This is a genomic window from Priestia sp. YIM B13551, from assembly GCF_042787905.1.
Classification (GTDB): domain Bacteria; phylum Bacillota; class Bacilli; order Bacillales; family Bacillaceae_H; genus Priestia.
The window spans coordinates 564319-590994 of sequence record NZ_JBHZOX010000001.1 but is presented as its reverse complement, the minus strand read 5'-3'; the positions used below and the strand labels follow the sequence as shown (position 1 = coordinate 590994).

Here is a 26676-nt window from a genome sequence, read left to right as displayed (position 1 = left end):
TTATGATGAAAAAAGTCTTAATACGTCTATAGAGATAGAATAGTAAAAAAGGTATTCTACTTTTATAAAAATGAAAAGGAAAGAAGCTATGCTATATTCAAATGACATGATAGAATAGACAAGTTAGAAATGAACGGATAAAAAGGGAGTTAGACATCTATGGAAAAACGCTCTATCTCTTCATATTTAAAAGCATGGGTGCGCGCACTTTCAATTGAGATTAATTATATGAAGAAACACGGCGGAGAAAAGTATACGGTAGGAAAAGGAGAGTACTTAGGGCAGCAGGAGGATGCGTATCTTTACCGGTTTGAACGCACAGCCGATTTATACCTTTTTGATGGAGCTCAGGTACGCCTTGTCCACCAGCATAAAGAAAGTAAAGGAGAAGTTATCGGAACAGAAGGATTTGATTTGTACCTTAAAATAGATGCATTTATTGGACAAGAAGTAGACGAACTCGATATATATAACGAACCATGGGAATTATTGCAGGCTCTCATTGATAGACTCACGGAAGCAAAAGATTACAAGCAAAAAATAGTAAGAATCAAACGTCTTATGAGAGGTGATAGTCCTGTTCGTCATAAGGAGTATATGTCTAAGAACGCTCTTCATGAAGTGTTGCTGCGAGCGCGTTATAACCGTACTACGTATATTTGGGGTCCTCCTGGAACTGGAAAAACATATACGCTATCCAAAATCGCGGCAAGCTATTACCGGAAATCAAAGCGGATCCTTTTATTATCTCACAGTAATGCAGCGGTGGACGGTTTGCTGCAAGAAACTGCGCGTCAGTTAAAAAAGAAAGAAGCTTGGAAAAAAGGAAAACTCATTCGATACGGAGCAACAAAAAGCAGCGGCTTAGAAAATATAAAAGTAGAAGAAGTCATTGGAGAAGATGATCCGGATTTAGCTCAGGAGATGCGTGATCTACAAGAAGAACGAGTTTCCTTAAGCAGGTATCCCAATAGAGCTCACCAGCTTCAGCAAGTTAACAAAAAGCTAAACGCCCTTCGTAACAAGTGGATTGAAGCGGAGAAAAATGTTTTTGATCAAGCGTATATTGTAGGTACTACTTTATCAAAAGCGGCTATTGACCGATTACTTTATCAAAGTGAATTTGATATGGTTGTGGTAGATGAAATTAGCATGGCATATGCACCGCAAATTGCTTTTGCAGCTACGTTAGGAAAACGAATTGTCGTATGCGGCGATTTTAAACAGCTTCCCCCGGTATCTCAATCTTCTCATGCTGAAGTGAAGAAGTGGCTGCAGCGAGATTTATTTGAGCAGACGGGTCTTGTAGAGCAAGTAGAAAGCGGTGAGATACACCCGCATCTTTTTATGCTGACGAAGCAAAGAAGAATGCATAAAGATATCTCAGCTTTTACAAATCGCTATATTTACAGCAATCGAGTAGCAGATCATCCATCTGTCACAACAAGTCGAGAAGTGGTAGCAGGCAGCCGGCCGTTTGCTCATGAAGCAGCGTTTATGCTTAACATTGGTCATTTGCATTCTTCCGCTATGCGAGATGTCGCTTCCGGCTCACGTTACAATGTGATAACGGCTGTTTTGGCGGTAAGTTTGATGCTGAGGGCACGCAAAGCTTCTTCAGCTACTCTTGGCTATGTAACTCCTTATAAGTCCCAAGCTAAATTGATCAACGCATTTCTTCAAGATATTGAACCAGCTAGCGGTATAATTGCAGCAACCGTACACAAACTTCAAGGCGCGGAACGAGATATCATGATTTTTGATACGGTCGATACAAAGCCGCAGTCAAAACCAGGGTTACTTTTAACAAATGAAAATAGCGATCGATTGGTAAATGTGGCGGTGACGCGTTCAAAAGGAAAATTTATTATGCTTTCAGACGAGTCGTTTGCCCAGCAGCGTGTACCAAAGGAGCGAGCGTTATGGAAGTTGGTCAACCACTTTAACGAAAATCAAAAAGTATACCAACCTCAGCAGTTTTTAAAAGAAGTCATTCAGCATCCTAAATTGATTTGGTACCATCCATCGAACAGCAATCAGTTAAAAAAAGACTTATATCAAGCTCGGCAGCAGATTTTGTTGTGTATTCCTTATGCTTCCCTTGTTCCTCAAGAAATACGGGATGTGTTAAATTCGTTTAAAGGTGAAGTGACCGTTCTTACTCGTGAACCAACAGAAGTTCGAATTGACGGTGCTCATGTCATTTCATCTGCTGTTCCGATGTCACTGCTTATCATCGATGAATCCACTATATGGATCAATATGCCTTATGGCGGAAAGAATGAAGCATTTATGGCAGCTAGAATTGAATCAAAGCTAGGCGCTAAACAGCTTATTCGGTCAATTGACTTTACCGAAGATAAAACAAGAAATCAAGAAACGAAAATGTATATAGAAACAAATAAACCACAATATTCTTTGAACAATTACCTTCGCAGCTGGGATCGCTGTGAATCTTGTCAGCATATGCGAGAAGTAGAGATAACAAAAAAAGGAAAAGTAAGGTTTATTTGCTATTATTGCGGGAAAACAAGTGGGGCAACACGTTTATTAGTGGAAAAATATTTAAACTACGTACATGCTGTATGTAAAGCATGCAAGCAGCCAATGAACGTAGAGTATGATGAAAATAAAGGCGTCTACGCATGTTGTCCATCGTGCAAAAAGGAAGTTTTGCCTAGAGATTTATTGTAACTTTAGGAAAAGGGCGTGATCTTATCGTTTATTCTCGTAATATAGCGGCTTTAGCTGATTGTTTGCTAGAAGGAAACGTTCAAAAAAGCTGGCTGCTCATTGCTATATATATAGAAGAAGGCCATTCTTCAACTGACGTATACACGTTTCTGACAGAAGCAATGTACGAGATAGGGAAAAGGTGGCAAGAAAATAAAATTTCAGTCGCGGACGAGCATCTGGCTACTGCAACCTGTGACTATGTGTTAACTCGCTTTCAGCTATCACAGCATCAATTGCTTCAGCGCCATCGAGCACTTCTTTTTTGCATTGAAGGAGAAGAGCATTACTTAGGTATTAAAATGATTGCAGGACTTATGAAAGAACAGGGATGGGAAGTTAAAAATTTAGGAGCAAACTTGCCGCTGCCGTTTGCTCTAAAAAGCATTGAAAGATGGGACCCTGATGTAGTGTGCTTATCTGTCTCACAAGTGCATTTGCTGCCTGATTTACAAAAATACATTGCTGAGATTGAAAACATGCCGCAAAGTCCTCTTGTATTAGTGGGCAGCAGGCTTCTCAACAAGCACGATTTGTCGGCTTCAGGATCTTCAAGAACCATATTCATTAATCATATTCAAGCTTTTAAAGACTGGCTTCTAATCAACAATAAAGAAAGTTCGACGCAAGATAAAATGTTAGCAATGGGGGAAGAAATATGATCAGTTTGCCGATTCAACACATTCCGGTTCCAATGTTTTTACTCAATAAAGACAACGAAATAATTGAATTTACACCAAGCGTCACGAAAAATTTCCCGCCTGTTCAGAAATTTTTAGATCTAGTTGATGAAGACAGCCAAGAAAAAGTAAAAAGAGCACTCCAGGGAAAGGAAGAAGTGCAAATCGAAGTAAATATGCGCACGTTTTCTAACCCGGTTGCTCTTTTTGATTTTCATTTTAAGCCTGAAGCCTATCATTCGCTGCACGCTGTTTTCTGCTATCCTATTCATGAGCATATGACGAGTGTTCAATCAACTCTTCAACAGTTTCGCTCTATGCTTATGCAAGACTCATCACAAGTGAACCAAGATTTTTCAGTCAGGGAAACAGATGTAGAAACGGCGAAAAAAATGCAGCTAGTTGATCTTCAGCGTCATTTTCGAGAAATGAAAACAAATGTGCTAACCATTCAAGACCTCCTAAGTATTATCCGCTCCGACGTAATTGAAGCAGGAAAAGGAGAATATATTGAATTGGTCTCTACACATTTGTTTGACATCCAAGATGTAATTAATCAGGAGCTTGAATGTTTAAGGCAGAAGAACAAAGTACATTAAGAAAGTGGCAATCGGATTTCTACCGTTGTTCCTTTTCCTTCTTCACTATCATACGAAATGCTTCCTTTATGATTACTAATGATTTTGTGACTCACCATCAATCCTAATCCTGTTCCTTTTTCCTTTGTTGTATAGAAAGGCTCGCTAATTCGTGTTAATCGATCTTTCGGCATGCCTTTTCCTTTATCTATCACTTGGACGACTACTTGATTTGTATCTGGATCAAATTTAGATACCACCAGAATAGACCCGGGGTCATCCATCGCTTCAATAGAATTTTTCACCATGTTGATAAATACTTGTTTCATATCTTTTTCAATACAATGAACAACAGGTAATTTTTCTTCAAAATCTGTTGAAATAGTAATGTTTTTAAGAATGGCCTGTGTATGCAGCAGCGTACATACGTCTTGAAGAATTAAATTTATCTGTTTATTTTCATATTTTACGACTTCGGGTTTGGCTAGAATGAGCAGTTCGCTAATGATCAGTTCTAAGCGGTTAAACTCGGACATCATGACATCCATATATTCTTTTTTATGCGTTTCTTCTTGCATCATAAGCTGTAAAAAGCCCTTTAATGATGTAAGAGGGTTTCGTATTTCATGGGCAATGCCAGCAGCCAGCTGTCCAAGTGCTGACAGCATCTCTGAATTTTTGAGCATCATTTCCGACTGTTTGCGCTGTGAAATGTCTTCGCTTAACCCAATGTAATGGATGATTTCATCCTGATCATTTTTAACAGGCATTAAGGCTAACTGTTCCCAAACGGTTTCTCCGCCTTCTTGAACGTAGGAAATTTCTCCGTTCCATTTTTCTCCTCTGTATACTTCATTCCAAATCTTAGGGAATCTTTTAACCCCCAGCTTTTTTGTATATAAGTCATAAAGGTGTAAACCAAATACTTCCTGCGGCGCATGCTTTTGTTCCATGAACTTTTGATTAATGTACTTAATTTTACCTTGATGATCGGTAATAAAAATGCCCGTAGGACTGTGAGCAACTGCAAATGATGTAATAGCCAATTCTTCATTTGACCGTTTAATTTCTGTAATATTAATAAACGTAATAACTACACCGTTAATTAAATTCTCATTTGTACGATAAGGCATCATTTTCATGCTGTACCATTGGTTATCGTAGCTTTGAATTTCTTTTTGAAGGGTGTTATTTGTTCTTAAAACGTGCATTGCGTCCTCGATTAGATGGTCATATCTAAAGTTATGCGAAATATGAAAGAAAGGTCTTCCGATATCTTGATGAAGAACGTTGATCACTGTTTTCGTTTCCGGCGTAAATAATTTAATATTCAGCTGCTCGTCTAAAAAGATGGTAGCAATAGTTGTGCTGATTAATAAATTATCGATATCGTTGTTTAAGTCCGTTAATTCTTCAATCTTTCGCTCGTACTGGTTGTTAACACTAATTAACTCTTCATTAACAGACTGCAATTCTTCATTTGTCGACTGCAGCTCTTCGTTGGAAGCAATCAGTTCTTCGTTCGTGGACTTTAGCTCCTCATTTGCTGTTTCTAGCTCTTCAATCGTCGTTTGCAAATGCTGCTGCGTATAATGAAGCTCTTGCTCTAAATCTACTACAAGCTCACTAATAGAGCTTGTTTGATTAAGAAACATGGGCTCTCCCTTATCAATAATGGCACTATCTGTCTGTTCATCAAACATAAGTAAGTAAAGAGAGTGATTTGTTGGAAGAGCAGATATCGTAATATTAAAGCGGCGCTGCACGTTGTTTATGACAAACTCAATGTGCTGACAGCATACGCTCATACCTTGCTCTTTTACGCGTTTAATAGCTGCTCCAATGGCTAAAGAGACGTGAACAGGAACCATTTTGAAAATTGTATAATTAATTTTCCCTACAGGAACGTTAATAAGCTGAGTCGCTTCTTTTGAACAAAATATCACTTCGTTGTATTCATTTAATACGAGACAAGGGCTCATAAAGTGATCAATCATTGACTGATACATCTCATCTAATTTAAGCGAAGGAAGAGGCTTATAAAGTTGACTTGGCAGCGGCACGCTAGAAAAATCACCTTCATGCAAGTTGGATTTTGAAAGATTAAAAGCTCCCGTAATTTGTCGGCTGGGCTGTCCGGAACGCTTAAATATTTTCCACTTACTGTTGATAGGGCGGAACAAATCAGACAAGTTTCCCGTTGTTTCGCTAGGGCCTAAAAAAAGTACGCCTTCTTCTGTCAAAGAAAAATGAAAAAGAGACAGAATGCGCTGCTGCAGTTCAGCTTGGAAGTAAATCATCATATTTCGACAGCTAATTAAATCAACGTTTACAAAAGGCGAGTCTTTTCCTATATTATGGGGGGCAAAAACAATCATTTTGCGGATTGTTTTTTTAACTTGATAACTCCCGTGTTTTGTTTGCTCAAAATATTCATTAATCTGAGCTGCTGAGAAGGAATGAACTTCCGCTTCTTCATAAATACCTTGACTAGCTCTTTTGATTGCATGACGATCGATGTCCGTAGCAAAGATTCGGACATCGAAATAACGGTTGATTGTTGATAAATAGTCATGAAGCAAAATAGCTAATGTATATGCTTCTTGACCAGTAGAACAACCTGCTACCCAGATGCGGATTTCATCTTCTTGACTATGAATCTTTCTTTCAACTAATTGAGGGATGACTTGTTCTTCAATAATAGAGAATGCTTCTTTATCTCTAAGAAATTGTGTCACTCCAATCAGCAAGTCTCGCTGCAGTTCGACGATTTCTTCGGCTTCTTTACATAAATAGTCCCGGTATTCTTCCATCGTTTGAGAGGGCGGATCGAGTAAAGCCATTCTCTTTTCAAGTCGTCGCAGCACCGTGTTTTTTTTGTACATAGAGAAGTCGATGCCTGTTTTCTTCTTTATTAATGAATAAATGTATTGCAGCGTTTCTTCATTATATGTAAATTCAGTTTGGCTGACATGCGTTTGCACAAGGTCAGGCATATCAGCAGGAGAAAGAATATAATCAGCAAGGTGTGCATCAATAGCGCTTAGGGGCATATCTCTGTACTTTGCTGTGCTTTCATCTTGTACAAGTACAGTTCCGCCATACTCTCGTATCGTTTTTGCTCCTCCTGTTCCATCATTTCCTTTTCCGGATAAAATAATGGCTGTGCACCGGTGTTTTTTTGCAGCAGCCAGAGAATGAAAAAAGGCGTCAATCGGATACTTTACCTGATCATTTTCTTCATAAGGACGAAGGCGAAGAGTATGATCAACAACGGTCACATAATGATGGGGAGGATTTAAATAAATTGTGTCTTCTTGTAAAGTCATCCCGTCTTGTGTCAGTTTGATATTCATTCCTGTTTTTTTTGCTAAAAGTTCTGGCATAAAACTTTTATATTTAGAGGAAAGGTGCTGCACAATAATAAACGCCATTCCATTTGGTGAAGGCATATTAGCGAAAAACTGCTCAATAGCTTCTAACCCTCCGGCAGAAGCGCCAATTCCCACAACGTGTAAATCCTGTTTCTCTATTCCTTCTGAAGACGATGGAACTGTAGAAAACGAGTTGTTCTTCATAATAGAACCTCCAATAATGTTTAGACACTTCCTAGATTGTATGTCGTTTTGTTTATTTTAATGTCGACAGCACAGCGTGGTTTACATCAAAAGTAAATTTTTTTAAAAAAACCAAGATGCTGGTACATAGGTTCATTTTAGCAAACCTATTATATTGTTCAAATAACGTTTTCAAAATTCCTCTATTTTTTGCAAAAAAATTTAAGAGTCCAAACTATACAGTATGCCCCGATTTTCTTTATATAAACGTATTTTTATAAAAAAAATCGTTTTTTTTTTGCAGGAAAAAATATTTAAAAAAGTTTTGTTTACGCTTACATATGCATAAGGTTATACGCTCAAGGAGGAAAAAAACGGTTAAATCCAACTTGACACTCTTTTTCAGCATGTTACTATAGGAACCGTTGAAAGAAACGAGAACAAAAATACGAACAAATGACAGGGGAGATTTGATGGATCAAAAACAAAAAGTTGCTTTTTTAGGTGCTGGATCAATGGCTGAAGCGATGATTTCCGGTATGGTCAATGCAAAGAAATTACCTGCTGAAAATATTATCGTAACAAATCGAAGCAATGATGCGCGACTGCATGAACTTGAAAATAGATATGGTATCACAGCAGTAAAGCGCAGCGAGCTGAAAACAGATGACATCGATGTTTTTATTCTAGCGATGAAGCCAAAAGGCGCTGAAGAGGCATTAAACGAATTAAAGCCTCAAATCAACAAAGACCAGCTTGTCCTATCTGTTCTTGCAGGGATTTCGTCTTCTTACATGGAAGAGTTATTGCATGATGAACAGCAGGTCATTCGAGTGATGCCGAATACATCAAGTATGATTCAGCAATCAGCAACGGCTATATCTCCAGGTCAATATGCTGCAATGGATGCTGTGCTAACAGCAAAAGAGCTGCTTTCTGCAATCGGAAAAGTATACGTGATTGATGAGCCACAAATGGACATTTTCACAGGAATTGCCGGAAGTGGACCCGCTTATTTTTATTTCCTTATGGAGCATATCGAAAAAGCAGCTAAAGAAGAAGGTCTCGATCCTGAGCTAGCACGTGAAATTGGCGCCCAAACCATTTACGGTGCAGCAAGAATGATGATGGAAAGAGATGAAACGCCGACGGAGCTTCGTGAAAATGTGACGTCTCCAAACGGTACAACAGCAGCTGGTTTAGACGCCTTAGCTAAACACGGCGGCGGAGAAGCAATGATGCAAGCAGTCAAAGGAGCATCAAAGCGTTCAAAAGAAATGAGTGCTCAACTACAAAAAGTGGCAAGTACTAATTAATTCGTCACTTATCTTCTTCGTGAATTCCTCACCACAAAAAAATAATCATAAACAAGAAAACATACAGAACACACTAGGAGTGATTTGATGAGTCCCGACAATAAGAAGCGGGTTGTAATTAAAATTGGAAGTAGTTCATTAACAAGTTCACACGGCGAAATCAGCAGACGGAAGCTCGAGCGCCTTGTGGATCAAGTCGTAGACTTAAAAGATAGCGGTCATGAAGTGCTGTTGGTTTCATCAGGAGCTGTAGCTGCAGGGTACCGCAAGCTTGGCTGCTTAGAGCGACCTAGCTCTTTACCTGAAAAACAAGCAGCTGCCTCAATCGGTCAAGGACTGTTAATGGAAGCTTATTCAGAACTGTTTCTATCACATGGATACGTTGCTTCTCAAATCTTAATTACAAGAGACGATTTTTCAGACGAAAATCGTTACAACAATGCACGAAATACAATTAACGTGCTGTTAGAACGCGGCATTGTGCCAATTGTCAATGAAAACGACACGGTAACCATCAATCGATTAAAATTTGGCGATAATGATACACTTTCAGCTAAAGTTGCTGGACTAGTGGATTCCGACCTGCTTATTATTTTATCGGATATCGATGGCTTATACAGCGCGGACCCTCGCCAGGATCCAAATGCAAAATTAGTTCCTCACGTAGGGGAAATCACGCAAGAAATCGAAGAATCTGCAGGAGATTCAGGAAGTTCAGTTGGAACAGGCGGTATGCGCTCGAAAATTGACGCGTTCAAAATCGCTATGGCGTCAGGAATTCCAGCATTTTTAGGAAGAGCCGGCGTGCCAAACATCTTAACACAAGCGGTTGACGGAGATGCAACAGGAACGTATTTTGAATCTGAAGATGATTCTGCGAACCTTAATCAGAAAAAGCAGTGGATTGCGTTTAACTCTGGTCCTGAAGGGGAAATAGTAGTCGAAGATGCCGCGAAACGTGCAATTATTGAAGATAAAGAGCCTTTACTTCGCGAGCATGTTAAATATATTAAAGGCCACTTTAGTGAACGAGCAGTTGTACGTATTCTAGATAAAGACGAAAATGAGCTGGCTCTTGGCGTGACAAATTATTCATCTGATGAACTTGCACTGAATGAGCCAATTGATCAACCGATTGTAGACAGCGAAGGTCTAGTGTGTCACTTAGAAATTCCAGTACCGGTCGGTTTGTAAGCAAACATGCTGTAAAGAAAAGGAGCCCTTCCTTTTCTTTGCATGATTGCATTTACCTCTTATGCCTCACACTTTAAAATCAAACAAAACTAAAACGAATCCAGGAGTGATTTGGTGTTACAAACAAATGAAAAGTATTCAGTAGAAGAACAAGCTATTTCAGCAAAAAAAGCAGCTAAGAAATTAAGTTTACTAACAACAGAACAAAAAAATGATGCGCTGTTAACGATTGCCTCTACACTTGAAAACAACACGGAGTATATTTTAAAAGCAAATGAAGTAGACTTAAAAAACGGTAAAGAAAAAGGGTTTGACGAAGCGCTGATGGATCGCCTTGCTCTTTCAGCGGAACGTGTAAAAGAATTTGCTAACGGCCTTCGTGAAGTTGCTGAGCTAGACGATCCAACAGGAGATATCTTATTAAGCTGGACATTGGATAACGGTCTAGATGTAAAGCAAGTACGCGTGCCTCTTGGCGTTATCGGAATGATTTATGAAGCACGTCCAAACGTCACGGTAGATGCAACAGGGCTAGCGTTGAAATCTGGAAATGCCATTGTGTTAAAAGGCGGCTCTTCAGCTATTTCATCTAACCAAGCTATCGTGGACATTATTCATAAAGCTCTTGATGAAACGCCAATTCCTAAAGAAGCGGTACAGTTTATTTCAAGTACAGATCGTGCGGCTACGCAAGAATTATTTACAATGAAAGAGCATATTGACGTGCTAATTCCGCGCGGAGGGGCTTCATTGATTCAAGCGGTGGTCAATAACGCAACGGTTCCCGTGTTAGAAACGGGAGTCGGAAACTGCCATATTTATATCGATGAACAAGCTGACGTTAAGAAGGCCATTCCGATTTTGATTAATGCAAAAACAGATCGACCAGCGGTGTGTAACGCAGCAGAAACGGTTCTTGTACACAAGAACTGGCTCGATTCTCATAAAGAAGAATTGATTCAAGCATTCAATGATCATAATATTGAAGTATATGGTGACAAAGCGACAGTAGGTGAAATTCCTGGAGCAAAACCAGCGGCTGAAAAAGACTGGGCTGAAGAGTATTTGCGCTTAGCAATCGCAATGAAAGTAGTAGAGAGTGTGGATGAAGCGATTGACCATATCGAAACATATGGAACAAAACACTCTGAAGCCATCATTTCAGAAGATGAACAAGCCGTTTCACGCTTCATGTCTTTAGTGGATGCAGCCGCACTGTATCATAATGCATCTACGCGTTTTACTGACGGAGGAGCTTTAGGATTTGGAGCTGAAATTGGGATCTCAACTCAAAAGCTTCATGCACGCGGTCCAATGGGACTTCCTGCGCTTACGACAATTAAATATATTATGAGTGGAAACGGACAAACTCGATAAGAAAAAAAGCGAGCCTAATCATGTGCTCGCTTTTTTTTATGAAAAGCAAAATAAGTAAATGGAAGCTGATTTGTAAAAAAATATAAACTCTGTTATAATAGTAAAATATATAATTTTTGTGATCTTCATTTTTGTTCTTTTCAGACTATCCCGTTGTTTTAAGAAAAGCAACTGCTATCTGCTTTGTTATAACTTCATTTTTATTTTAGTCTTTCAAGACGCCGTATGTATTCCTCAAAGATTGATTTACGGATGTATAGTATCACTTTATCTTGCACCATTTACCACATTTACACGCTAAGTTAATCTTCATTTATTATCCACTTAAAAAGTACTGTTTAAAGGAGACGATGTGTATGTATAATCGTAAAAATTTAGAGCCGGCTGTTATTGAAGAAACAAAAGTTTGGGAATGTACATCAGATACGTGTAATTGCTGGGTTCGAGATAACTTTAAAAGCGGAGATCAGCCAACTTGTCCAATTTGCAAAAGCGAAATGAAGCAAGCTGTAAAAGAACTGCAGGTTATTCATAATCCTAGAGTCATTGATTAATAACTTTTAGGAAGACGTTTTTTGAAAGGGGTTTGTGGATGTTTCTAGGAATTGATCATGTTCAGCTTCTTGGTCCAGAAGGATGCGAGCAAGAAGCAAGAAATTTTTATGAAAATCTTTTAGGAATGAAAACTGTTCTTAAGCCGGAAAATTTAAGGCACAGAGGCGGCATATGGTTTCAATGTGGAACTCAAGAAGTGCATATCAGTATTCAAGATGACTACATACCTGCTAAAAAAGCGCATCCAGCTTTTGTCGTGGAAGATATCAAGACGCTTAGACGTAAGTTGGCACATTCGGGCTGCGTTCTTTCTGAAGAAGAGCCTATTGCAGGGAGAGAGCGTTTTTTTGTCCACGACCCGTTCGGAAATCGATTAGAATTTTTACAATATGACAAATAAAAGACCTCCAAGCGGAGGTCTTTTATTTTAAGGCGTTATCTAAATACGTATATACCGTTTCTTTGCTAACTAATACTTCATTTTCTCTGTCTTTATCTTTTTGCCACTTTTCCTGTGCTTTTGCTAATACTTCTTCGACTTCCTCCTTTGGAATGACAATGACTCCACCGTCGTCACCTGCAATAAAATCCCCAGGACGGATCTTCACGCCCCCGCAGGAAATGATCTCGTTTACCTTTCCTTTTTCTTTTTTGCTGCTTGCTGCGATCGTAGAGCCCTTACAAAATACAGGGAAATTAAGCTTTTCAATGTCTTCCTGATCTCGTATAACACCATCTAGTACAATACCGCTTATTCCAACAAGCTTCGCCATGGCTACTACGAAATCTCCTGCTAAGGCACGGTTACAGTAGCTTTTTCCATCAATGACGAGCACGCTTCCGGGCTCCGCTAGTCGAATCGCTTCAAGCACTGAGTAATTATTACCAGCAGGCGTATCTACGGTAAGAGCCGGCCCAAATAGTTTGTAATGACGCTGCAATGGCTTAATAGAAAAGTCTAAGTGGTTTGCACCTTCCATTGCATCTGATAAATTTGCTGTTGATAATGGGAGCTGTTCATTCAACATCGTATCTCTCCTTTTTAACTTTAGTCTATCTATACATATTCATATAAGAGAAAGCTCTTATTTATGAAAGGGCAAGTAGATAACGTGAAGCATTGACCATCAATTAACTGCAAATGTACAGCGTTAGAAGCTTCCAAAGCCAATTTTTAATGAATTTTATTATATCTTTGAGGCGCTGTTTCTCGTATGGTATTCGTCATATAAGCACCTATATCCTTTAATTAGTAATAAAGGCGAAGGTAGCAAAATACATGCAAACGTTTAATCCTATGAACATTTGATGGAGCTTGATGCATTTTTATATAAAAAAGTGAAACCTTTTGGTATGATGAAACGTAGGAACATATATGGAAATCATATATGAAAAAACATATGTGACGTTAGTCATTTAGTGGAGGGAAAACAATGGTAAAAAAATTATTGGCCGCATTTATTGCATTAGCGGTTGTGTTTTCACCAGTCGGTGGATCACTTATTCATGACGGTTCAAACGTAGCAAGCGCAAAAGGGTATAAATCAGGAAAGCGCTCTTTTGACAGCGGAAGCAATAACCAATCAAGCTTATTTAAAAACAATAACAGTAATTCAGTTAAGCAAAACAATACGTCTAAAAATTCATCATCTAAGAGTACAGCGGCTAGCTCAAAGCGTGGCGGCTTAATGAAAGGTCTTTTAATGGGAGGAATTGCGGGCTTATTATTCGGAAGCTTACTATCTAGCTTAGGACCATTAGGCCCAATTTTAGGCTTTATGGTAAACATGCTTGTGATTGTAGCTTTAATTCTTCTTGTAGTAAAGTTATTCCAAAGCGTACGTAGCAACAAGCGTAAAAATGAGGAAGTGAAATCTTGGAGACAATAAAAATTTCTGAACAAGATATTATCAATGCGATGTGTTTGTATATCGCGGAAAAAAAACAAGTTCAGCCTCAAGAAGTAGAGATTGAGCTAATGTATGATGATGACTACGGTTTTTCAGCAGAGTCATACGTACATGATCGTAAGCAGGTTCATATTACTTTGAACATTATTGAAGCGCTGCGCTTTTGGCTGGATACGGAAATGAACGTAGACCCATACGCAGCAGGACTAGAACTGGAATTAGACGACGAAGAAGGTATTATCGCTTTTGCTAAATTAAGTCGATAAAGAAATCTTCAATAAAAAGCCCGCTCAAGTGAGCGGGCTTTTTATTAGGATTTTAACTGTTCGTTGGAACTGGACTTATCGCGTTTTTTAGTGAAAAACCACCAGTTGGCATCTCCAAGCAATTTCATAAGAGAAGGGACAAGAAGCATTCTGACAATCGTTGCATCGATAAATATAGCTAAAGCAATTCCTACACCCATTTGTTTAACAGGAGTTACGTCTGTAAAAGCAAAGGCTCCTGTAATCACAATCATGATTAAAGCAGCGCTCGTAATGATTTTACTAGTGGAAGCTAAGCCTTCTACGGTTGCCACATTATTATCGCGGGTTTGATGGTACACTTCGTGAATGCGCGAAATTAAAAAGACTTCGTAGTCCATGCTAAGCCCAAATACAAGGCCGAAAACAAAGACTGGCAGTACTAAAGCAATATTAGATTCGGTAAGACCTAAATGTCCATTTTGAAATAGCCATACAAGTAAACCAAACGTAGCTGTTAAGCTTAAAATATTCATAATGATAGCCTTTAAAGGAATGAGTACGGAACGAAAAGCAATCATTAAAATGACATACGTTGAAAATAAAACAAGAGCCAAACCATAGGGAGCTTTTTCATAAATTTCATCGAATATTTCTTGTTCAAATTTTGGATAGCCGCCAATATGAACGGTGAAAGGTGAACGTTTGTCTTTCCATTTTCGAACAAAATCTTTTGCTTGATCTGAATTTTGGTCTGTATCTAGCGTAGCTTTTATGAGCATATAATGTCCGTTAATGAACGAATCTACAGCTGGCTTTGTCTGCGCACTTATCTGCGGGTTTTCCAGCATAGCTTGAAGCTGATCACTCGATTTTACGTTTAAAGCGGTAGAAATAGAATCGACTTGCTTAACTAACGAATCTTCTTTTAATTGTTTTATAAAAGTAAAGGCATTTGTTAAAGGCTTTTCATTCAGCATATCTTGCTTAGCTTCTAGCACAAAATAAACGTCTGCCGTGTTTTTATTTATAAACGTATCGTTATATGTGTCAAAAGCTTGACGGGACTCGTATTTTGTTGGGAGCGCTTCTGAAGACGGTATCTCTAGATGCATGTCTCGAACGGGAATAAGTGCTACTAACAAAATGATAAGAGAAACAATCGCCATAGTTACAGGCTTTTTCATGACAAATGTAGCGAATGAACGCCACCTAGACTGACCGCCTTGTTCACTGACTTTTAAGATGCGTAAACGATTAATGCGTGTACCTAATATAGCCAGTATGGAAGGAAGAAGCGTAAGAGCTGAAAACACAGCAATAAAAACAACAGCCATTCCTCCAAGAGCGACGTTTTGGAAAATATCCACTTGAATAAACAGCATTCCCGCTAATCCAATAAATACGCATAATCCTGAGAAGATGACCGAGCGTCCCGCTGTTTGAATGGTAATTTTGATTGCTTGTTCTACCGATTTTGTTTGAATTTCTTCTTTAAAGCGATTAATAAATAAAAGGGCAAAGTCAATACTAAGAGCTAATCCAATCATTGGAATCACATTTAAAATAAAGATGGACAGCTCTGTGTACGGATGAAAGAAATAGACAACGCCCATGGTAGTAACAACGGTTACAATTCCTATAATAAGAGGAATTGCAGCGGCTACCACGCCGCCAAAAGCTAGAAGAAGCACAACTAAAGCAACAGGAATGCCAATGGCTTCCGCTTTTGCTAAATCAGCTTGGCTTGCTGTATTCATATCTTTTTCAATAATAGGACCACCGGTTAATTTTACACTAACTTCTTTTTCTTCAGCCGAAAGAGTTCTGATCTTTTCCACTCGTTTATCCATCGTTCCATCATCGTGATTAAAGTGGATAATTCCATACGCTGTGCTTCCTTTTATCATCTTGTTAGAAGCCGTTGGTATGTCAACTTTCGACGCGTCTGATTTGTCATTTGCCTTTTGCATATACTGAGCGATCGTTTGCTGGAATTTCAAGTCAGAAACTCCGTCTTTTTTTAAAAACAAAACGATAACCTGAGCTTCACTAACATCAAATTTATCAACTAAAAGCTGCTCGGTATCTTTATACATTCCTTTCATTTCAAATCCGTTTCCTCCCAGCACAGAAGGAAGCGTAGCCGCATAAAAGCCAAATCCGACAATTAGGATGATCCATAGTATTAATAAAATTTTCCTGCTCGCATATAATGCGTTCGCTACTTTATTCATATTAACCTCCAATTTTTTGTACAGTTACTAGACTATTTTATACTAACAGTTATTGTAATTAGAAGAAGTATTGTGTTTTTTTGTTTTTCTTGCCTGAAAAAGTTTTTATACAGAGAAGCAGGGGTTTTTCCTCAGCAAAATCGTGTTTATGTTTCAGGAGATTTAGGGAACACTGTACATAAATGCACGAAGGGGGATTTAAAAAGATGCAAATGAAACAGCCAGCTAAAATGACGAATAGTTATGGGTGTAAAAATGAGTATGATACATTAAAGCGTGTGATTGTTTGCCCACCTACATATATGAAAATTGAAGAAATTATTAATGAAACACAAAAGCACTATGCGGACGAAAATATTGATGAGAGCTTGGCTTCAAAGCAACACCGTCAATTTGTCGAATGTCTTCAAAAAGAAGGAGTGGAAGTCATCGGGCTATCTGCACAAGAGCCATTTCCAGAACAAGTATTTACGCGGGATATTGGCTATACGCTCGGAGATACCATTATTGTCACGAAAATGGGCAGCGAAATTCGAAGTGGAGAAGAACAAGTGCTAGCAGAGTGGCTGCAGCAGCAAGGTATTCCTTTCCATCAGGTACCGGACCATCCCATTGAAGGTGGAGATGTGCTGATTGATGGACAAGCTATTTTTATTGCGCTCAGCGACCGTACAAGTAGAGAAGGTGTGGAGCATATCCAAGAGCTGCTTCCAACGTATGAGGTTGTTCCGATTCCTATTGACCGATCTTACCTTCATCTTGATTGTGTGTTAAATATTTTATCACCTACAGAAGCGCTCGTATTTTCACCAGCTTTACATGAGAAAGAATTAAATTTACTTCGCATGAAATATGACTTAATTGAAGTAACAAAAGAAGAGCAGTTTACGATGGGAACCAATGTATTATCAATCGGTAATCAGCAGGTGATCAGCCTGCCAATGAATACAGAAGTGAATGAAGAGTTAAGGAAACGAGGCTATGAAGTAATTGAAGTTGATATATCTGAAATTATTAAGTCCGGCGGTTCTTTCCGCTGCTGCACAATGCCTCTGGAACGAGTGTAAAAAAGCTTAAAAAGAAAAAAAGATCTCGGCGATAGCCAGGGATCTTTTTTTTGAGGGATGTTGTATAAAATTTCAAGTGAAAGGAACATTAACCTATATAAGCTGTTGAAGGAAAGGAGTGATAAACATGGCAAATCGTAATCCTATTTTAGTTCAAGGTGCTGAACAGCTTCTTGATCAATTAAAAACGGAAATTGCGGGGAGACTTAACGTTCAGCTTGGCGCGGAACAAACGGCTCGCGCAAATGGTTCTGTTGGTGGAGAAATGACGAAGCATCTTGTTGCAATGGCGCAACAGCAATTAAGCGGTGCACAAGGACACATTCGCTAGTCTGCTCTACATAAACACTTTGATGAAAAGTTCTGGCTCTTTTGAGCTGGAACTTTTTTTGTGTAGAAAACATCATTCTACTTTCTCTTGGTCGTTTGAGTGGAGATTTTGCTTGAAATTCTCCACTTTCAAGGTTGAAAAGTGCATAAAATGGGAAAAGAACAAAAAAAGAGAAAGTAGAGGTTTATCATGAAAAAGCTATTATCATTTGGAAAAAGTCTTGGTAAAGAAATTCAAGAAGACCAAGCAACGGGACTAGCGGCTGAGCAAGCCTATTATTATATGCTATCATTATTCCCTATGCTTATTTTACTGATATCGATTGTTCCGTATCTATCTATTAAACCGGAAGAGGCAATCGATCTTCTTCAAAGCGTTATGCCGGGAGAAACGGCTGCAATCTTTAAAGATAACGTAGCTCAATTTGTAAGCCAACCAAACGGCGGGTTACTGACTGTAGGGATTTTAGGAACCATTTGGTCCGCTTCAAACGGTATGAACGCCTTTATCCGTGCAATGAACCAAGCCTACGACGTGAAAGAACAGCGCTCGTTTATTAAAGTAAGAGGTCTGTCCATTCTTTTAACAATTGGATTAATTGTAACAATTGTTGTATCGCTTCTTTTACCAGTGTTCGGAGGAGTTTTGTTAAATTGGATAAGCGAATGGTTTTCTCTCCCTTCAGGTACAACAGTGGTTTTAAATATTCTGCGCTGGATTGTTGGTGTCGGCATTATGGTACTTGTTTTATCCGTATTATACAGATTAGCGCCAAACAAAACATTTCCTTTTGCTCATGTATGGCCCGGAGCACTCGCTGCTACGCTGCTATGGCAGCTAACATCTTTAGGGTTCTCATTTTACGTAAGCAACTTTGGCAATTATTCTGCTACTTATGGAAGCTTAGGAGGCGTGATTGTTCTGATGCTTTGGCTATTTTTAACGGGGTTAATTCTCGTTATTGGAGGAGAGATTAACGCTATTTATCACCGAAACAAAACGGCTGCACCTCCTAAAGATACGTCTCAGGCGATGTAATAAAAAAGGAAACCTTTATAGAGGTTTCCTTTTTCAACGTTTAAAGCTATTAACAAGCTGTTTAAATGAGTTGGCTGTATATTTGACCGAATCTTTTTTGTACTGTACATCGGTTTTAATAGCTGCTTGTGTTACTTTTAAATGATTTGTTTTTTCTTTGATATGATCAGTTTCGTTTTGAAGGTGTTGAGAAGTAGCATTTACAGAGTTCACAGTTGGCTTGATTTTTTTATTAAATGATACGCCTGCGTAAATAAGATACGCAAGTGATGCCAAAACAACAGCTAAGCTTATATAAACAATAATCATCAGTGTGCCTCCTTTGTACGTATTTATATTTATATAGGTGAGAATAAAATATATACGAATATCATCCTCTTTATTTAATTGTTATACCCATTTTTAATTAAAACAAACAAAAGCCTGCCGAGAAGACAATATATTGGATTTTTTCTGAAATTTCATTCATCATTACATATAGAGTTACCTTGAAAGGAGAGAGAAGAAGAATGCCGTTAGATCCGCATATTCAAATATTTCTAAATCAATATAATGAAATGCCCCGTCCTTCTTTAGAGGACGTTACACCCCCGCAGCTGAGAGAAATGGAAAAGATGTCTTTAACTCCTTCCAAAGAAGCAGTTAAAAAAGTATATAATAAAGACATTGAATTAAATGAACGTACGCTCACTATACGAGTGTATGAACCTGAAGGAACAGGGCCATTTCCCGCTCTTGTTTATTATCACGGAGGAGGCTGGGTATTAGGAAGCCTGGATACTCATGACTCTATATGCAGGTCGTATGCAAATGGAGCAAACTGTATTGTGGTGTCTGTTGATTATCGTCTTGCTCCTGAAGATAAATTTCCCGCTGCAGTAAACGATGCCTATGAAGCCTTGGATTGGATTTCAGCTCATGCGTCTCAGTTAAATATCGATTCAAATAAAATTGCCGTCGGTGGGGACAGTGCCGGTGGCAACCTTGCTGCGGTTGTGAGCATTTTAGCAAAAGAAAGACAAGGTCCATCCATTGTTCATCAGCTGCTTATTTATCCGTCTTTAGGATTTAAAAATCAGCACCCTGCTTCTATGAAAGAAAATGCGGAAGGATATTTCCTTTCAAAAGATCTCATGGATTGGTTTCGCCTTCAGTACTTAAATAATAAAGAAGAAGAACAGCATCCTTATAACGCTCCGGTATTACTAGAAGATTTATCGAGTCTACCAAGCGCTACCATTATTACAGCACAGTATGATCCTTTAAGAGATAGCGGAAAAGACTACGCGGACGCATTAAAAAATCACGGTGTCCCCGTCACCTATGAAAATTATGAAACAATGATTCACGGGTTTTTAGGGTTTCATGAATTTGTCCCACTCGCTCAGCAGGCGATCAATAAAAGCGCAGCTCAACTGCGTCAAGTATTTGACTCTATTTAAGGAGCAAAGATATATAGTGTCATAAATTATATGAACTTGGGAGAAGCAGCACATGGATGTGCTGTTTTTCTTTATTAATAGGGAGAAAAGATTGACAATAGTTTCAAAAAATAGCCCATTATCTCTTTTAAAGTCATTTTGTTTGGAGTATAGTAGAAAAGTAGGGTAAAAACATTTATTTACATTAAATAAGGTGATTTTTCGAATGATAAAAAACAAGTAGGTCAGCTGATTCCTTTTCAAAAAATACTTGATAAACGTTGATATAATAGGGTTTTTAGAGGGTAAGTAAATAGTCACTAAGACTGAAACTTGTCCATAATAAAAAAACTACCTAAACTGTTAAGGCAACTTCCATTATTCAAAGGGGGTTGCCTTTTTGTGTGCAAAGCGAATAAGAAAGGGAGCAAAAGTAGCTCAAATAAATCTTGAAGAAGCTAAAGAGAAAATTATTAAAATTAAAACTTTAGAAGGTATGGCTCAATCCACTTTAAATCAATATAATCTCGTTTTTAATGATTTAATTGCATTCTTTGAAAAAGATACAAGAGTAGATGATATCACTTTAAATGACGCTAGGGATTTTATTAATTGGTTGCTTCACGAAAAATCTGATACAAGTAGTAAATTTAAGCAAGTTGCAAATAAGGGGGTGAAGCCATCTAGTGTAAATAACTACCTTCAAAAAGCACGTGCTGCTTTTAATATTTTGAAACGTGAAGAAGTGCTGAAAGAAATTGTCTTTAATGAAATTCGTAATGTAAAGTTCCAAAAACATAAGGTTGAAACATTGACGGTAGATGAAATAAAGCGAATTTTTAATGCCTTTAATAAGAGTTATTATGCTCAATTTAGATCATATGTGCTTTTACATACATTGCTAGACACATTAGGAAGGGTAGATGAAACTTTATATTTGAAGAAACGAGACGTTGATTTCGATAAGCGGTCAGTAACTTTTCAAAATACAAAATCGAAGAAATTTAGATTAGTAGAATTAACTCCAAAAACTATAGGACAACATTCTAGTATGGATGATTTAGCTAGTAAATTTCAGATAAGAGAGATTTGCTTGGATTATGATCATAATGTTGATGACATTGATGAAGTAGAAGATACAGTGGAAGAATTAAGAATTGATTGCAATGGGTGTGGAGATTACATAGTTTTAAACGATTTTCCTAGGTATGCCCATAGATAATTAAAAATTACGAAAGGGTTGTGTAGGATAATGCCCTATGAACAAAAGGATTATTATATCAGTGCTAAGGATAATGAGTATTACAAAGCACTAAATGTTGTAGAACACTTAGCAGAAGAGGCTAAGCAAAGGAATAATTCTCCGATGTGGACTGAAACCTTAGAGAAATTAACTAACGAATTAAAAGATAATAATGGAGATAACCTTACTCCATGGCATTTCAATATGATAATATCAATACTTTTAGATTATGTGCCTACTGAAGTAAAAGACAAATGATAACAAGTAAAGAGTCACTCAATTAGAGTGGCTTTTTATTTTGTTTAACAACAAAAATCACCTGTTTTGGTGCTCAGCGAATATGAATAATAGTTTGTTTAGCAAGTTGTTGGCTAGGCATTAGTTCTAGGGCATATGCTACATCTTTTAATTCTGGGTTATTAGGTAAATCATAAGGATCTAGGGACTCAAAATGTAGAATTTGTTCATCTGTTAAAAGGTCAAGTGGGATACATACATCTACAATTGCTCTAATAATAGTTATACCTAGTTTTTTTGCTAAGTATGGTCTATGATTACCTCCATTACCAACGCAAAACTCACCATTAGGAAATAATGTTAGGTTAATATCCATGTGAGAGGAACCAGTTGTTACATATCCGTGAGTTTCTGTTGATTTAAGAAGACGACTTAACTTTTCTTCAGACAAAACGTTGTCATGAGTCAAGCCTTTTATTCTTGAAACCGGCACCAGCATTGAGCCAACATGATGAGTTAAATAGTTTCTACCATAAATTTCTGTATAGTCATCATAAAATTTCCAGCCTGTATATTCAATCACTGATATCATCTCCTTTAAGGTCAATTACATAAATAATATTAATAATGTTGTTAAATTAGAACATCATAGATACAGTTAATAAAATCAGGGAAGCATCGTTTCAATTCAGGTGCTTTTTAGTATGTTCAAATTTAGAAAGGGTGACTATTAAATAATGACCGATGAACTTTACCAAAAAATATTAGATGGAGAAATTAGTGACGAAGAGTTCTTACGTATCAATGAAGAAGATGATGAACCTTTAACTCATAATCAAAGAATAATGTTGGCTGAGTACTTAATGAGTTTACAAGGATTAACCAAGTATGAAGCTTATCAAATTGCTTTCAAGTGCGTGGAATAAAAATATTCTCATAGTCATATAGCGAGAAGGGTTATTACACTTTTTGTCGAAATTATAGGCAGAAAGTTGGTGATTAGAAAATGAGAATTCAATTAGATTTTAAAGTGCTAAATGTTATAGTAGAAAACGGCATAAAGTCCTACATTGTGCAATGCCTAGGCGAGAATTTCCGACGGGTTATTAAAGCACAATATGACGGGAGTGTATATATACCAGATTACCATCAACAATTTTGGGACATACCAGCTCTAAATCGAACCTTTATTGATATTGAATTAGCTAATTTTATAATGAAAATTGAGAAAAGAGAAAAAATACAGTAAGACTACTTGTATAGATAAGTAGCATTAGTGTGGGAGGAAATCTTTCTAAAAAAGAGATGACACCCCCAATGATTTTATTTTACTATTAATTAGTTAGTCAATGAGCTATGACTATTGTTATAGCTCATTAGAATTTTATTGTTATATAGGAGTGGTGTAATGAAGAACCTATTGTACATTCTAGCAAGTGTAATAGTTTGTGTAGTAATATTCGTAGTAATGGAAGCCTTATTTAATGGAGATTGGACTCCATATATTGCTTTAACTATATTTGCTGGGGTAATAATTGGATTGCTTTTACGCATTCAAAACAAGCTTACTCAGAAAGGAAAAAACAATTAAAGTTGTTGTTTTTTACAATGAGCTTACGCATTCAACATTTTAATACTTAACGTTAAGTCGCTCTAAAAATTAGAGTGGCTTTTTATTTTGTTCGAGTAATAAAAAGTTGTTGAAAACGATGATTCACAATAAAAGAAAAGCTTTCATATTTTAATGAAGGCTTTTTTACAAATTGAAACAAAGTAGGTGATTAAATGTTTTATTCTAATTTCTATACGCCTTTTAACTATACTTTCTACCCCTATTTTATGCCTTCCTTTGGACGTCCTACTGGATATGTACTGAATTCTAGTGGTGAGGTTGACAGTTGGTGGGGGAATTATCCATTGGGGTATCCTGCTAAGGCTCCAAAACTTGGGGGTGGAGGACAGTCGCCTATTTCGGGACCTGCCATACCTTTCAGTTTCAGGAGTTATTATTGAAGTAATAAGCATAAGGATACTGATTCATCAGTGTCCTTTTTTATTAAAAACAGATGATTTGTCATTCTTTGTCGAACTAGTAGGTGAAGAGGTGATACACATATGCTTAAATTTAAAGTTGTTTTTGAATTTATAAACGGCAGGACAAAGGAATTAAAATTTGAAGCCACATCAAAGAAAGAAGTCATTAGTCATATAACAAAACATGAAAAATTTGTTTCGAATGAAAAAGAGCTAGTGCATATCAATTTAAATAATGTGGTGCAGTTTATGGTTACAGAAGAAAAAAATAATAATAAGGTAAGAATAAATAACTTTTTGTCGAATAGAATAGACAAAAGGTGGTAATAGATATGGTCGATAAAAATTGGATTAATGCTTATGTTTCTAAAATTTCAGGAAAACATTTCGAACTGGTACTGATTCAAGATATTATTGATTCTTTCATTGAGATGTTAAATGTAAAGCTAAATGATAATCAACAGCCTAAAGTCAATTTTAATAAAGAGGAAAATGAAATTTCATTTCCAGACTGTTTAGTTTCTTTTAAAATCCAAGGATCTGTATTGAGCTTGAGGAAAGTTTTAAAATCTAACTATCAGGTTGCTGGTGGAATTAAAATTTTTGATACGGGTTTATCTTATCATTTGAAATCTGGCGCAGAGTTGATTGAAGAGGTTGAAACTATATCTGAAGCATTAGATAGGGCGCTAAGTTATTTACTTTTAGAGCTGAAATAAAAGTTAATATTTTTATAAGTTTAAGCTGCTCAAATTGGGTGGCTTTTTATTATGTCTAAATTACATAACTTGAAATATGTGCTAAATAATAAAAGGAACAGGAAGGGTGGTTAAAACACAGCGTGCCTCGCAAGAGTCCTAAGATATGTAACACGGAGGAATGAATGTAGAGAATTAACTTATGATACATATTGTGATAAGTGTAGGGAAGATGCTCATCGAGAGTATAAAGAACAGCGAGTAGATAAGAAAGAACAAGCCTTTTATTCTAGTATTTCATGGATTAAATTACGCAATAGGAAGAAGAGGTTAAACCCTTTATGCGAGGTCTGTCTTGAAGAAGGCAGGCTTACTCCTGTTGAAATAGTCCATCACCTTATAGAAGTGAAAGAGGATTGGAGTAAACGTTTATCAATAGACAATCTACAATCAGTATGTAAAGCACATCATCATAAGAACTGGAAGCATCATCTGCTAAACTTTTAACTTCAAAACTACAATAGTTGAGTCTAAAAGCTTCTTTTAATAAATGAGCTTTAGCTCTACTATCATCTGTATAACCATTGTACGGACTGTACAACTGACCAAACCCTACCTAAACCATAACTTCTTGACCTAGTGGTCTTCCGCCACACCGTTCTTCAAAAGTAAGCTGTCGGTTAGATAAAATACGAGATAAACCTTCAGAGGTCTCACTTTGAGGATCATTCCAAATTTCGTCCCATAGTCGACTAGCAGTTTGATAATATTGTAGTACGTGAGAGTTATTTTCTAAAAGTGCATCTACGGTAAAGAATGTAATTAAATTTCCTCCTTCTGGATGTATAGTTCTTTTTCAGTATACATAAAAATAATATAGGTGAAAAGAAATTTATTTTAAGTTAGGGAAAGAAATTTGAAGCAAAAACAAATGAAATAATAACAAAAAAATCCTTTTTTATGATAATATGTACTTATTAAGGGGCTGTTTGTTGTGGAAGAGCAATTGAAATCAAAGGAAATTAACATAGAAGTTAAACTTGAGCTTCTAAAGATATGTAATAACGTAATGAATAATACTTGCACCCCTAATGAATTAATCAAGGACTTAGAAAAATTAGTTAGTCGAATTAATTTATCAATTCAAGGTGATATTTTATAAAGGTTAAGTGGGTTAGGTGTGACGTTAATATAATTAGAAGAATTTTTATTGGAATTTTTTTCTTATTTCTATTGATAAAAAAACTATCTAAATGTACAATAGGCTTACAATATTATAACGGAACGTTGTTTTAACGGGGTTTATACGTTTTAAGTAAGGTGATTTTTTGAATGATAAAAAACAAGTAGGTCAGCTGATTCAAGATCTGCGAAAGATTGCGGAAATGACAACTGTCGAGTTATCAAAAGGAATTTGTACAGAAGAAGAGCTACATCGATTTGAACAAGGTGAAATTCATGCAAGCAGTGAAGTTCTCTATCATTTATCGAAACGCTTAGGGGTTCCGATGAATTATTTCTTTGAAGCAGGAGAGCTAACGCCCAACGATTATTCAAAAGAAATTAAATCGACCATTAGGCATTATATACGAAAACGCGATTATGAAACCGTGTTACATATGGTGAACAAAGAAAAAGATAATCCTATGTTTCAAGATCCTTTTCACGCACAATTTTTCCTATGGCACGAAGCCATATGTGATTATTATATTGGAAATAAATTTGAACAAGCGCTTCGTAAATTGGAAAAAGCCATTGCGTTCACGCGTACGAGCGAACAGTTTTATTCAGAAAAAGAGATTGCTATTTTAAATAGTATTGCCATTATTTATGAAGAAGAAGGTCATTTAAAAAAAGCGTTCAGTACGTTTATGGAAGGATTGCAGCATATTGCTTTGCTTCCTAAGTTAAAAGATCCTTTAGTCAAAATTCGAATTTTATACGGATTATCGCGTGCGCTTTTGCAAATGGAACGTTATGAAAAGTCGGTTAAATATGCACAAGCAGGACTAGAGCTTTGTATTCAGCATGAGACGCTTTATTTATTAGGAGAACTGCACTATCAAATTGGAGAAGCACTCTGTCAGCTTGGTGAGCTTAAAGAAGGAATAGCTTACTTAGAAAAAGCTATTACTGTTTTTGAAATTGAGCAAAATGAAGCGTTTGTGACCATTATTAAAGAAGAGATGTCTAAATATCAAGAAACAAAAAAGAAGAGCTGATCG

At 37.1% G+C, this 26676-nt stretch carries 29 protein-coding genes; 24 read left to right on the top strand and 5 right to left on the bottom strand.

The annotated features are described in order from the left end of the window. Positions 1-159 precede the first annotated feature (159 nt). From ACFX4N_RS03085 to ACFX4N_RS03075, 3 genes are read left to right on the top strand one after another with little or no spacing between them, the layout of a single operon-like run. Positions 160-2694 carry an AAA domain-containing protein gene (locus tag ACFX4N_RS03085; protein WP_377260828.1) on the top strand — a complete coding sequence of 845 codons (2535 nt, stop codon included), beginning with the start codon at positions 160-162 and terminating at the stop codon, positions 2692-2694. Then, a complete protein-coding gene (locus tag ACFX4N_RS03080) occupies positions 2688-3395 on the top strand; it encodes a cobalamin B12-binding domain-containing protein (RefSeq protein ID WP_340643110.1) in 708 nt (235 codons plus the stop codon). The genes ACFX4N_RS03085 and ACFX4N_RS03080 overlap by 7 nt, the downstream gene beginning before the upstream one ends. Beyond that, on the top strand, positions 3392-4012 hold the full coding sequence (locus tag ACFX4N_RS03075; RefSeq protein ID WP_057273153.1) for a hypothetical protein: 621 nt from the start codon (positions 3392-3394) through the stop codon (positions 4010-4012). Before ACFX4N_RS03080 ends, ACFX4N_RS03075 begins: the two co-directional genes overlap by 4 nt. Here the strand turns inward: ACFX4N_RS03075 and ACFX4N_RS03070 are convergent. Continuing rightward, complete coding sequence (locus tag ACFX4N_RS03070) at positions 4009-7569, bottom strand: CheR family methyltransferase (RefSeq protein ID WP_192100429.1); 3561 nt, start codon at positions 7567-7569, stop codon at positions 4009-4011. The two genes, ACFX4N_RS03075 and ACFX4N_RS03070, sit on opposite strands and share 4 nt — an antisense overlap. A 452-nt stretch (positions 7570-8021) precedes the next feature. Here ACFX4N_RS03070 and proC point away from each other — a divergent pair, with 452 nt between their 5' ends. The 5 genes from proC to ACFX4N_RS03045 all read left to right on the top strand — a co-directional run bounded on the left by proC (position 8022) and on the right by ACFX4N_RS03045 (position 12390). Beyond that, complete coding sequence (proC, locus tag ACFX4N_RS03065) at positions 8022-8864, top strand: pyrroline-5-carboxylate reductase (RefSeq protein WP_013056987.1); 843 nt, start codon at positions 8022-8024, stop codon at positions 8862-8864. Between the two features lie 87 nt (positions 8865-8951). Then, entirely contained in the window at positions 8952-10058 is a 1107-nt protein-coding gene (gene proB, locus ACFX4N_RS03060; protein WP_013056988.1) for a glutamate 5-kinase, read from the top strand. 114 nt (positions 10059-10172) lie between these two features. Beyond that, on the top strand, positions 10173-11435 hold the full coding sequence (locus tag ACFX4N_RS03055) for a glutamate-5-semialdehyde dehydrogenase (RefSeq protein ID WP_057273155.1): 1263 nt from the start codon (positions 10173-10175) through the stop codon (positions 11433-11435). Positions 11436-11791: 356 nt separating this feature from the next. After that, on the top strand, positions 11792-11989 hold the full coding sequence (locus ACFX4N_RS03050; RefSeq protein ID WP_013056990.1) for a cold-shock protein: 198 nt from the start codon (positions 11792-11794) through the stop codon (positions 11987-11989). Between the two features lie 38 nt (positions 11990-12027). Beyond that, on the top strand, positions 12028-12390 hold the full coding sequence (locus ACFX4N_RS03045) for a VOC family protein (RefSeq protein WP_013056991.1): 363 nt from the start codon (positions 12028-12030) through the stop codon (positions 12388-12390). Between the two features lie 22 nt (positions 12391-12412). Here ACFX4N_RS03045 and ACFX4N_RS03040 read toward each other — a convergent pair whose 3' ends face one another. Beyond that, positions 12413-13018: an RraA family protein gene (locus ACFX4N_RS03040; protein WP_057273156.1), complete on the bottom strand. Its 606-nt coding sequence runs from the start codon at positions 13016-13018 to the stop codon at positions 12413-12415. Positions 13019-13423: 405 nt separating this feature from the next. Between ACFX4N_RS03040 and ACFX4N_RS03035 the strand changes: the two genes are divergently transcribed. Next, positions 13424-13879 carry a hypothetical protein gene (locus ACFX4N_RS03035; protein ID WP_013056993.1) on the top strand — a complete coding sequence of 152 codons (456 nt, stop codon included), beginning with the start codon at positions 13424-13426 and terminating at the stop codon, positions 13877-13879. After that, the gene (locus ACFX4N_RS03030; protein ID WP_013056994.1) at positions 13867-14166 is read left to right on the top strand and encodes a YxcD family protein; all 300 of its coding nucleotides are present in this window, start codon (positions 13867-13869) and stop codon (positions 14164-14166) included. Before ACFX4N_RS03035 ends, ACFX4N_RS03030 begins: the two co-directional genes overlap by 13 nt. A 44-nt stretch (positions 14167-14210) precedes the next feature. Here the strand turns inward: ACFX4N_RS03030 and ACFX4N_RS03025 are convergent, their stop codons facing one another. Then, positions 14211-16382 (bottom strand): MMPL family transporter, encoded by a 2172-nt coding sequence (locus ACFX4N_RS03025; protein WP_377260825.1) that lies wholly within the window; start codon positions 16380-16382, stop codon positions 14211-14213. A gap of 206 nt (positions 16383-16588) precedes the next feature. Between ACFX4N_RS03025 and ACFX4N_RS03020 the strand changes: the two genes are divergently transcribed. From ACFX4N_RS03020 to ACFX4N_RS03010, 3 genes are all read left to right on the top strand, one after another. Then, positions 16589-17449 carry a dimethylarginine dimethylaminohydrolase family protein gene (locus tag ACFX4N_RS03020; protein ID WP_057273158.1) on the top strand — a complete coding sequence of 287 codons (861 nt, stop codon included), beginning with the start codon at positions 16589-16591 and terminating at the stop codon, positions 17447-17449. Positions 17450-17576: 127 nt separating this feature from the next. After that, positions 17577-17780, top strand: a complete 204-nt coding sequence (locus ACFX4N_RS03015; protein WP_013056997.1) for an alpha/beta-type small acid-soluble spore protein — start codon at positions 17577-17579, stop codon at positions 17778-17780. Positions 17781-17969: 189 nt separating this feature from the next. Beyond that, complete coding sequence (locus ACFX4N_RS03010) at positions 17970-18818, top strand: YihY/virulence factor BrkB family protein (protein ID WP_013056998.1); 849 nt, start codon at positions 17970-17972, stop codon at positions 18816-18818. 33 nt (positions 18819-18851) lie between these two features. Here the strand turns inward: ACFX4N_RS03010 and ACFX4N_RS03005 are convergent, their stop codons facing one another. Next, positions 18852-19127 (bottom strand): hypothetical protein, encoded by a 276-nt coding sequence (locus ACFX4N_RS03005; RefSeq protein WP_025752355.1) that lies wholly within the window; start codon positions 19125-19127, stop codon positions 18852-18854. Positions 19128-19327: 200 nt separating this feature from the next. On the opposite strand from ACFX4N_RS03005, the gene ACFX4N_RS03000 reads away from it, so the two are divergent. From ACFX4N_RS03000 to ACFX4N_RS02990, 3 genes are all read left to right on the top strand, one after another. Further along, entirely contained in the window at positions 19328-20260 is a 933-nt protein-coding gene (locus ACFX4N_RS03000; protein ID WP_013057000.1) for an alpha/beta hydrolase, read from the top strand. Between the two features lie 379 nt (positions 20261-20639). Next, entirely contained in the window at positions 20640-21461 is an 822-nt protein-coding gene (locus tag ACFX4N_RS02995; protein ID WP_192100427.1) for a tyrosine-type recombinase/integrase, read from the top strand. Between the two features lie 30 nt (positions 21462-21491). Further along, complete coding sequence (locus tag ACFX4N_RS02990) at positions 21492-21740, top strand: hypothetical protein (RefSeq protein ID WP_029321696.1); 249 nt, start codon at positions 21492-21494, stop codon at positions 21738-21740. Positions 21741-21813: 73 nt separating this feature from the next. Here the strand turns inward: ACFX4N_RS02990 and ACFX4N_RS02985 are convergent, their stop codons facing one another. Further along, positions 21814-22311, bottom strand: coding sequence for a hypothetical protein (locus ACFX4N_RS02985; RefSeq protein ID WP_057273159.1), 498 nt, complete (start codon positions 22309-22311; stop codon positions 21814-21816). A 145-nt stretch (positions 22312-22456) separates the two neighbouring features. Here ACFX4N_RS02985 and ACFX4N_RS02980 point away from each other — a divergent pair, with 145 nt between their 5' ends. From ACFX4N_RS02980 to ACFX4N_RS02945, 8 genes are all read left to right on the top strand, one after another. Further along, positions 22457-22645, top strand: coding sequence for a hypothetical protein (locus tag ACFX4N_RS02980; protein ID WP_041816559.1), 189 nt, complete (start codon positions 22457-22459; stop codon positions 22643-22645). Positions 22646-22725: 80 nt separating this feature from the next. Next, the gene (locus tag ACFX4N_RS02975) at positions 22726-22968 is read left to right on the top strand and encodes a hypothetical protein (protein WP_057273160.1); all 243 of its coding nucleotides are present in this window, start codon (positions 22726-22728) and stop codon (positions 22966-22968) included. Positions 22969-23127: 159 nt separating this feature from the next. After that, the gene (locus ACFX4N_RS02970; protein WP_041816561.1) at positions 23128-23310 is read left to right on the top strand and encodes a hypothetical protein; all 183 of its coding nucleotides are present in this window, start codon (positions 23128-23130) and stop codon (positions 23308-23310) included. A 524-nt stretch (positions 23311-23834) separates the two neighbouring features. Then, positions 23835-24080 (top strand): hypothetical protein, encoded by a 246-nt coding sequence (locus ACFX4N_RS02965; protein ID WP_055991187.1) that lies wholly within the window; start codon positions 23835-23837, stop codon positions 24078-24080. 5 nt (positions 24081-24085) lie between these two features. Continuing rightward, the gene (locus ACFX4N_RS02960) at positions 24086-24472 is read left to right on the top strand and encodes a hypothetical protein (RefSeq protein ID WP_057273161.1); all 387 of its coding nucleotides are present in this window, start codon (positions 24086-24088) and stop codon (positions 24470-24472) included. Positions 24473-24745: 273 nt separating this feature from the next. After that, positions 24746-24958 carry an HNH endonuclease gene (locus ACFX4N_RS02955; protein ID WP_080518337.1) on the top strand — a complete coding sequence of 71 codons (213 nt, stop codon included), beginning with the start codon at positions 24746-24748 and terminating at the stop codon, positions 24956-24958. A 487-nt stretch (positions 24959-25445) separates the two neighbouring features. Further along, a complete protein-coding gene (locus ACFX4N_RS02950; protein WP_155660336.1) occupies positions 25446-25613 on the top strand; it encodes a hypothetical protein in 168 nt (55 codons plus the stop codon). A gap of 166 nt (positions 25614-25779) precedes the next feature. After that, positions 25780-26673 (top strand): helix-turn-helix domain-containing protein, encoded by an 894-nt coding sequence (locus ACFX4N_RS02945; RefSeq protein WP_029321714.1) that lies wholly within the window; start codon positions 25780-25782, stop codon positions 26671-26673. Positions 26674-26676: the final 3 nt, after the last annotated feature.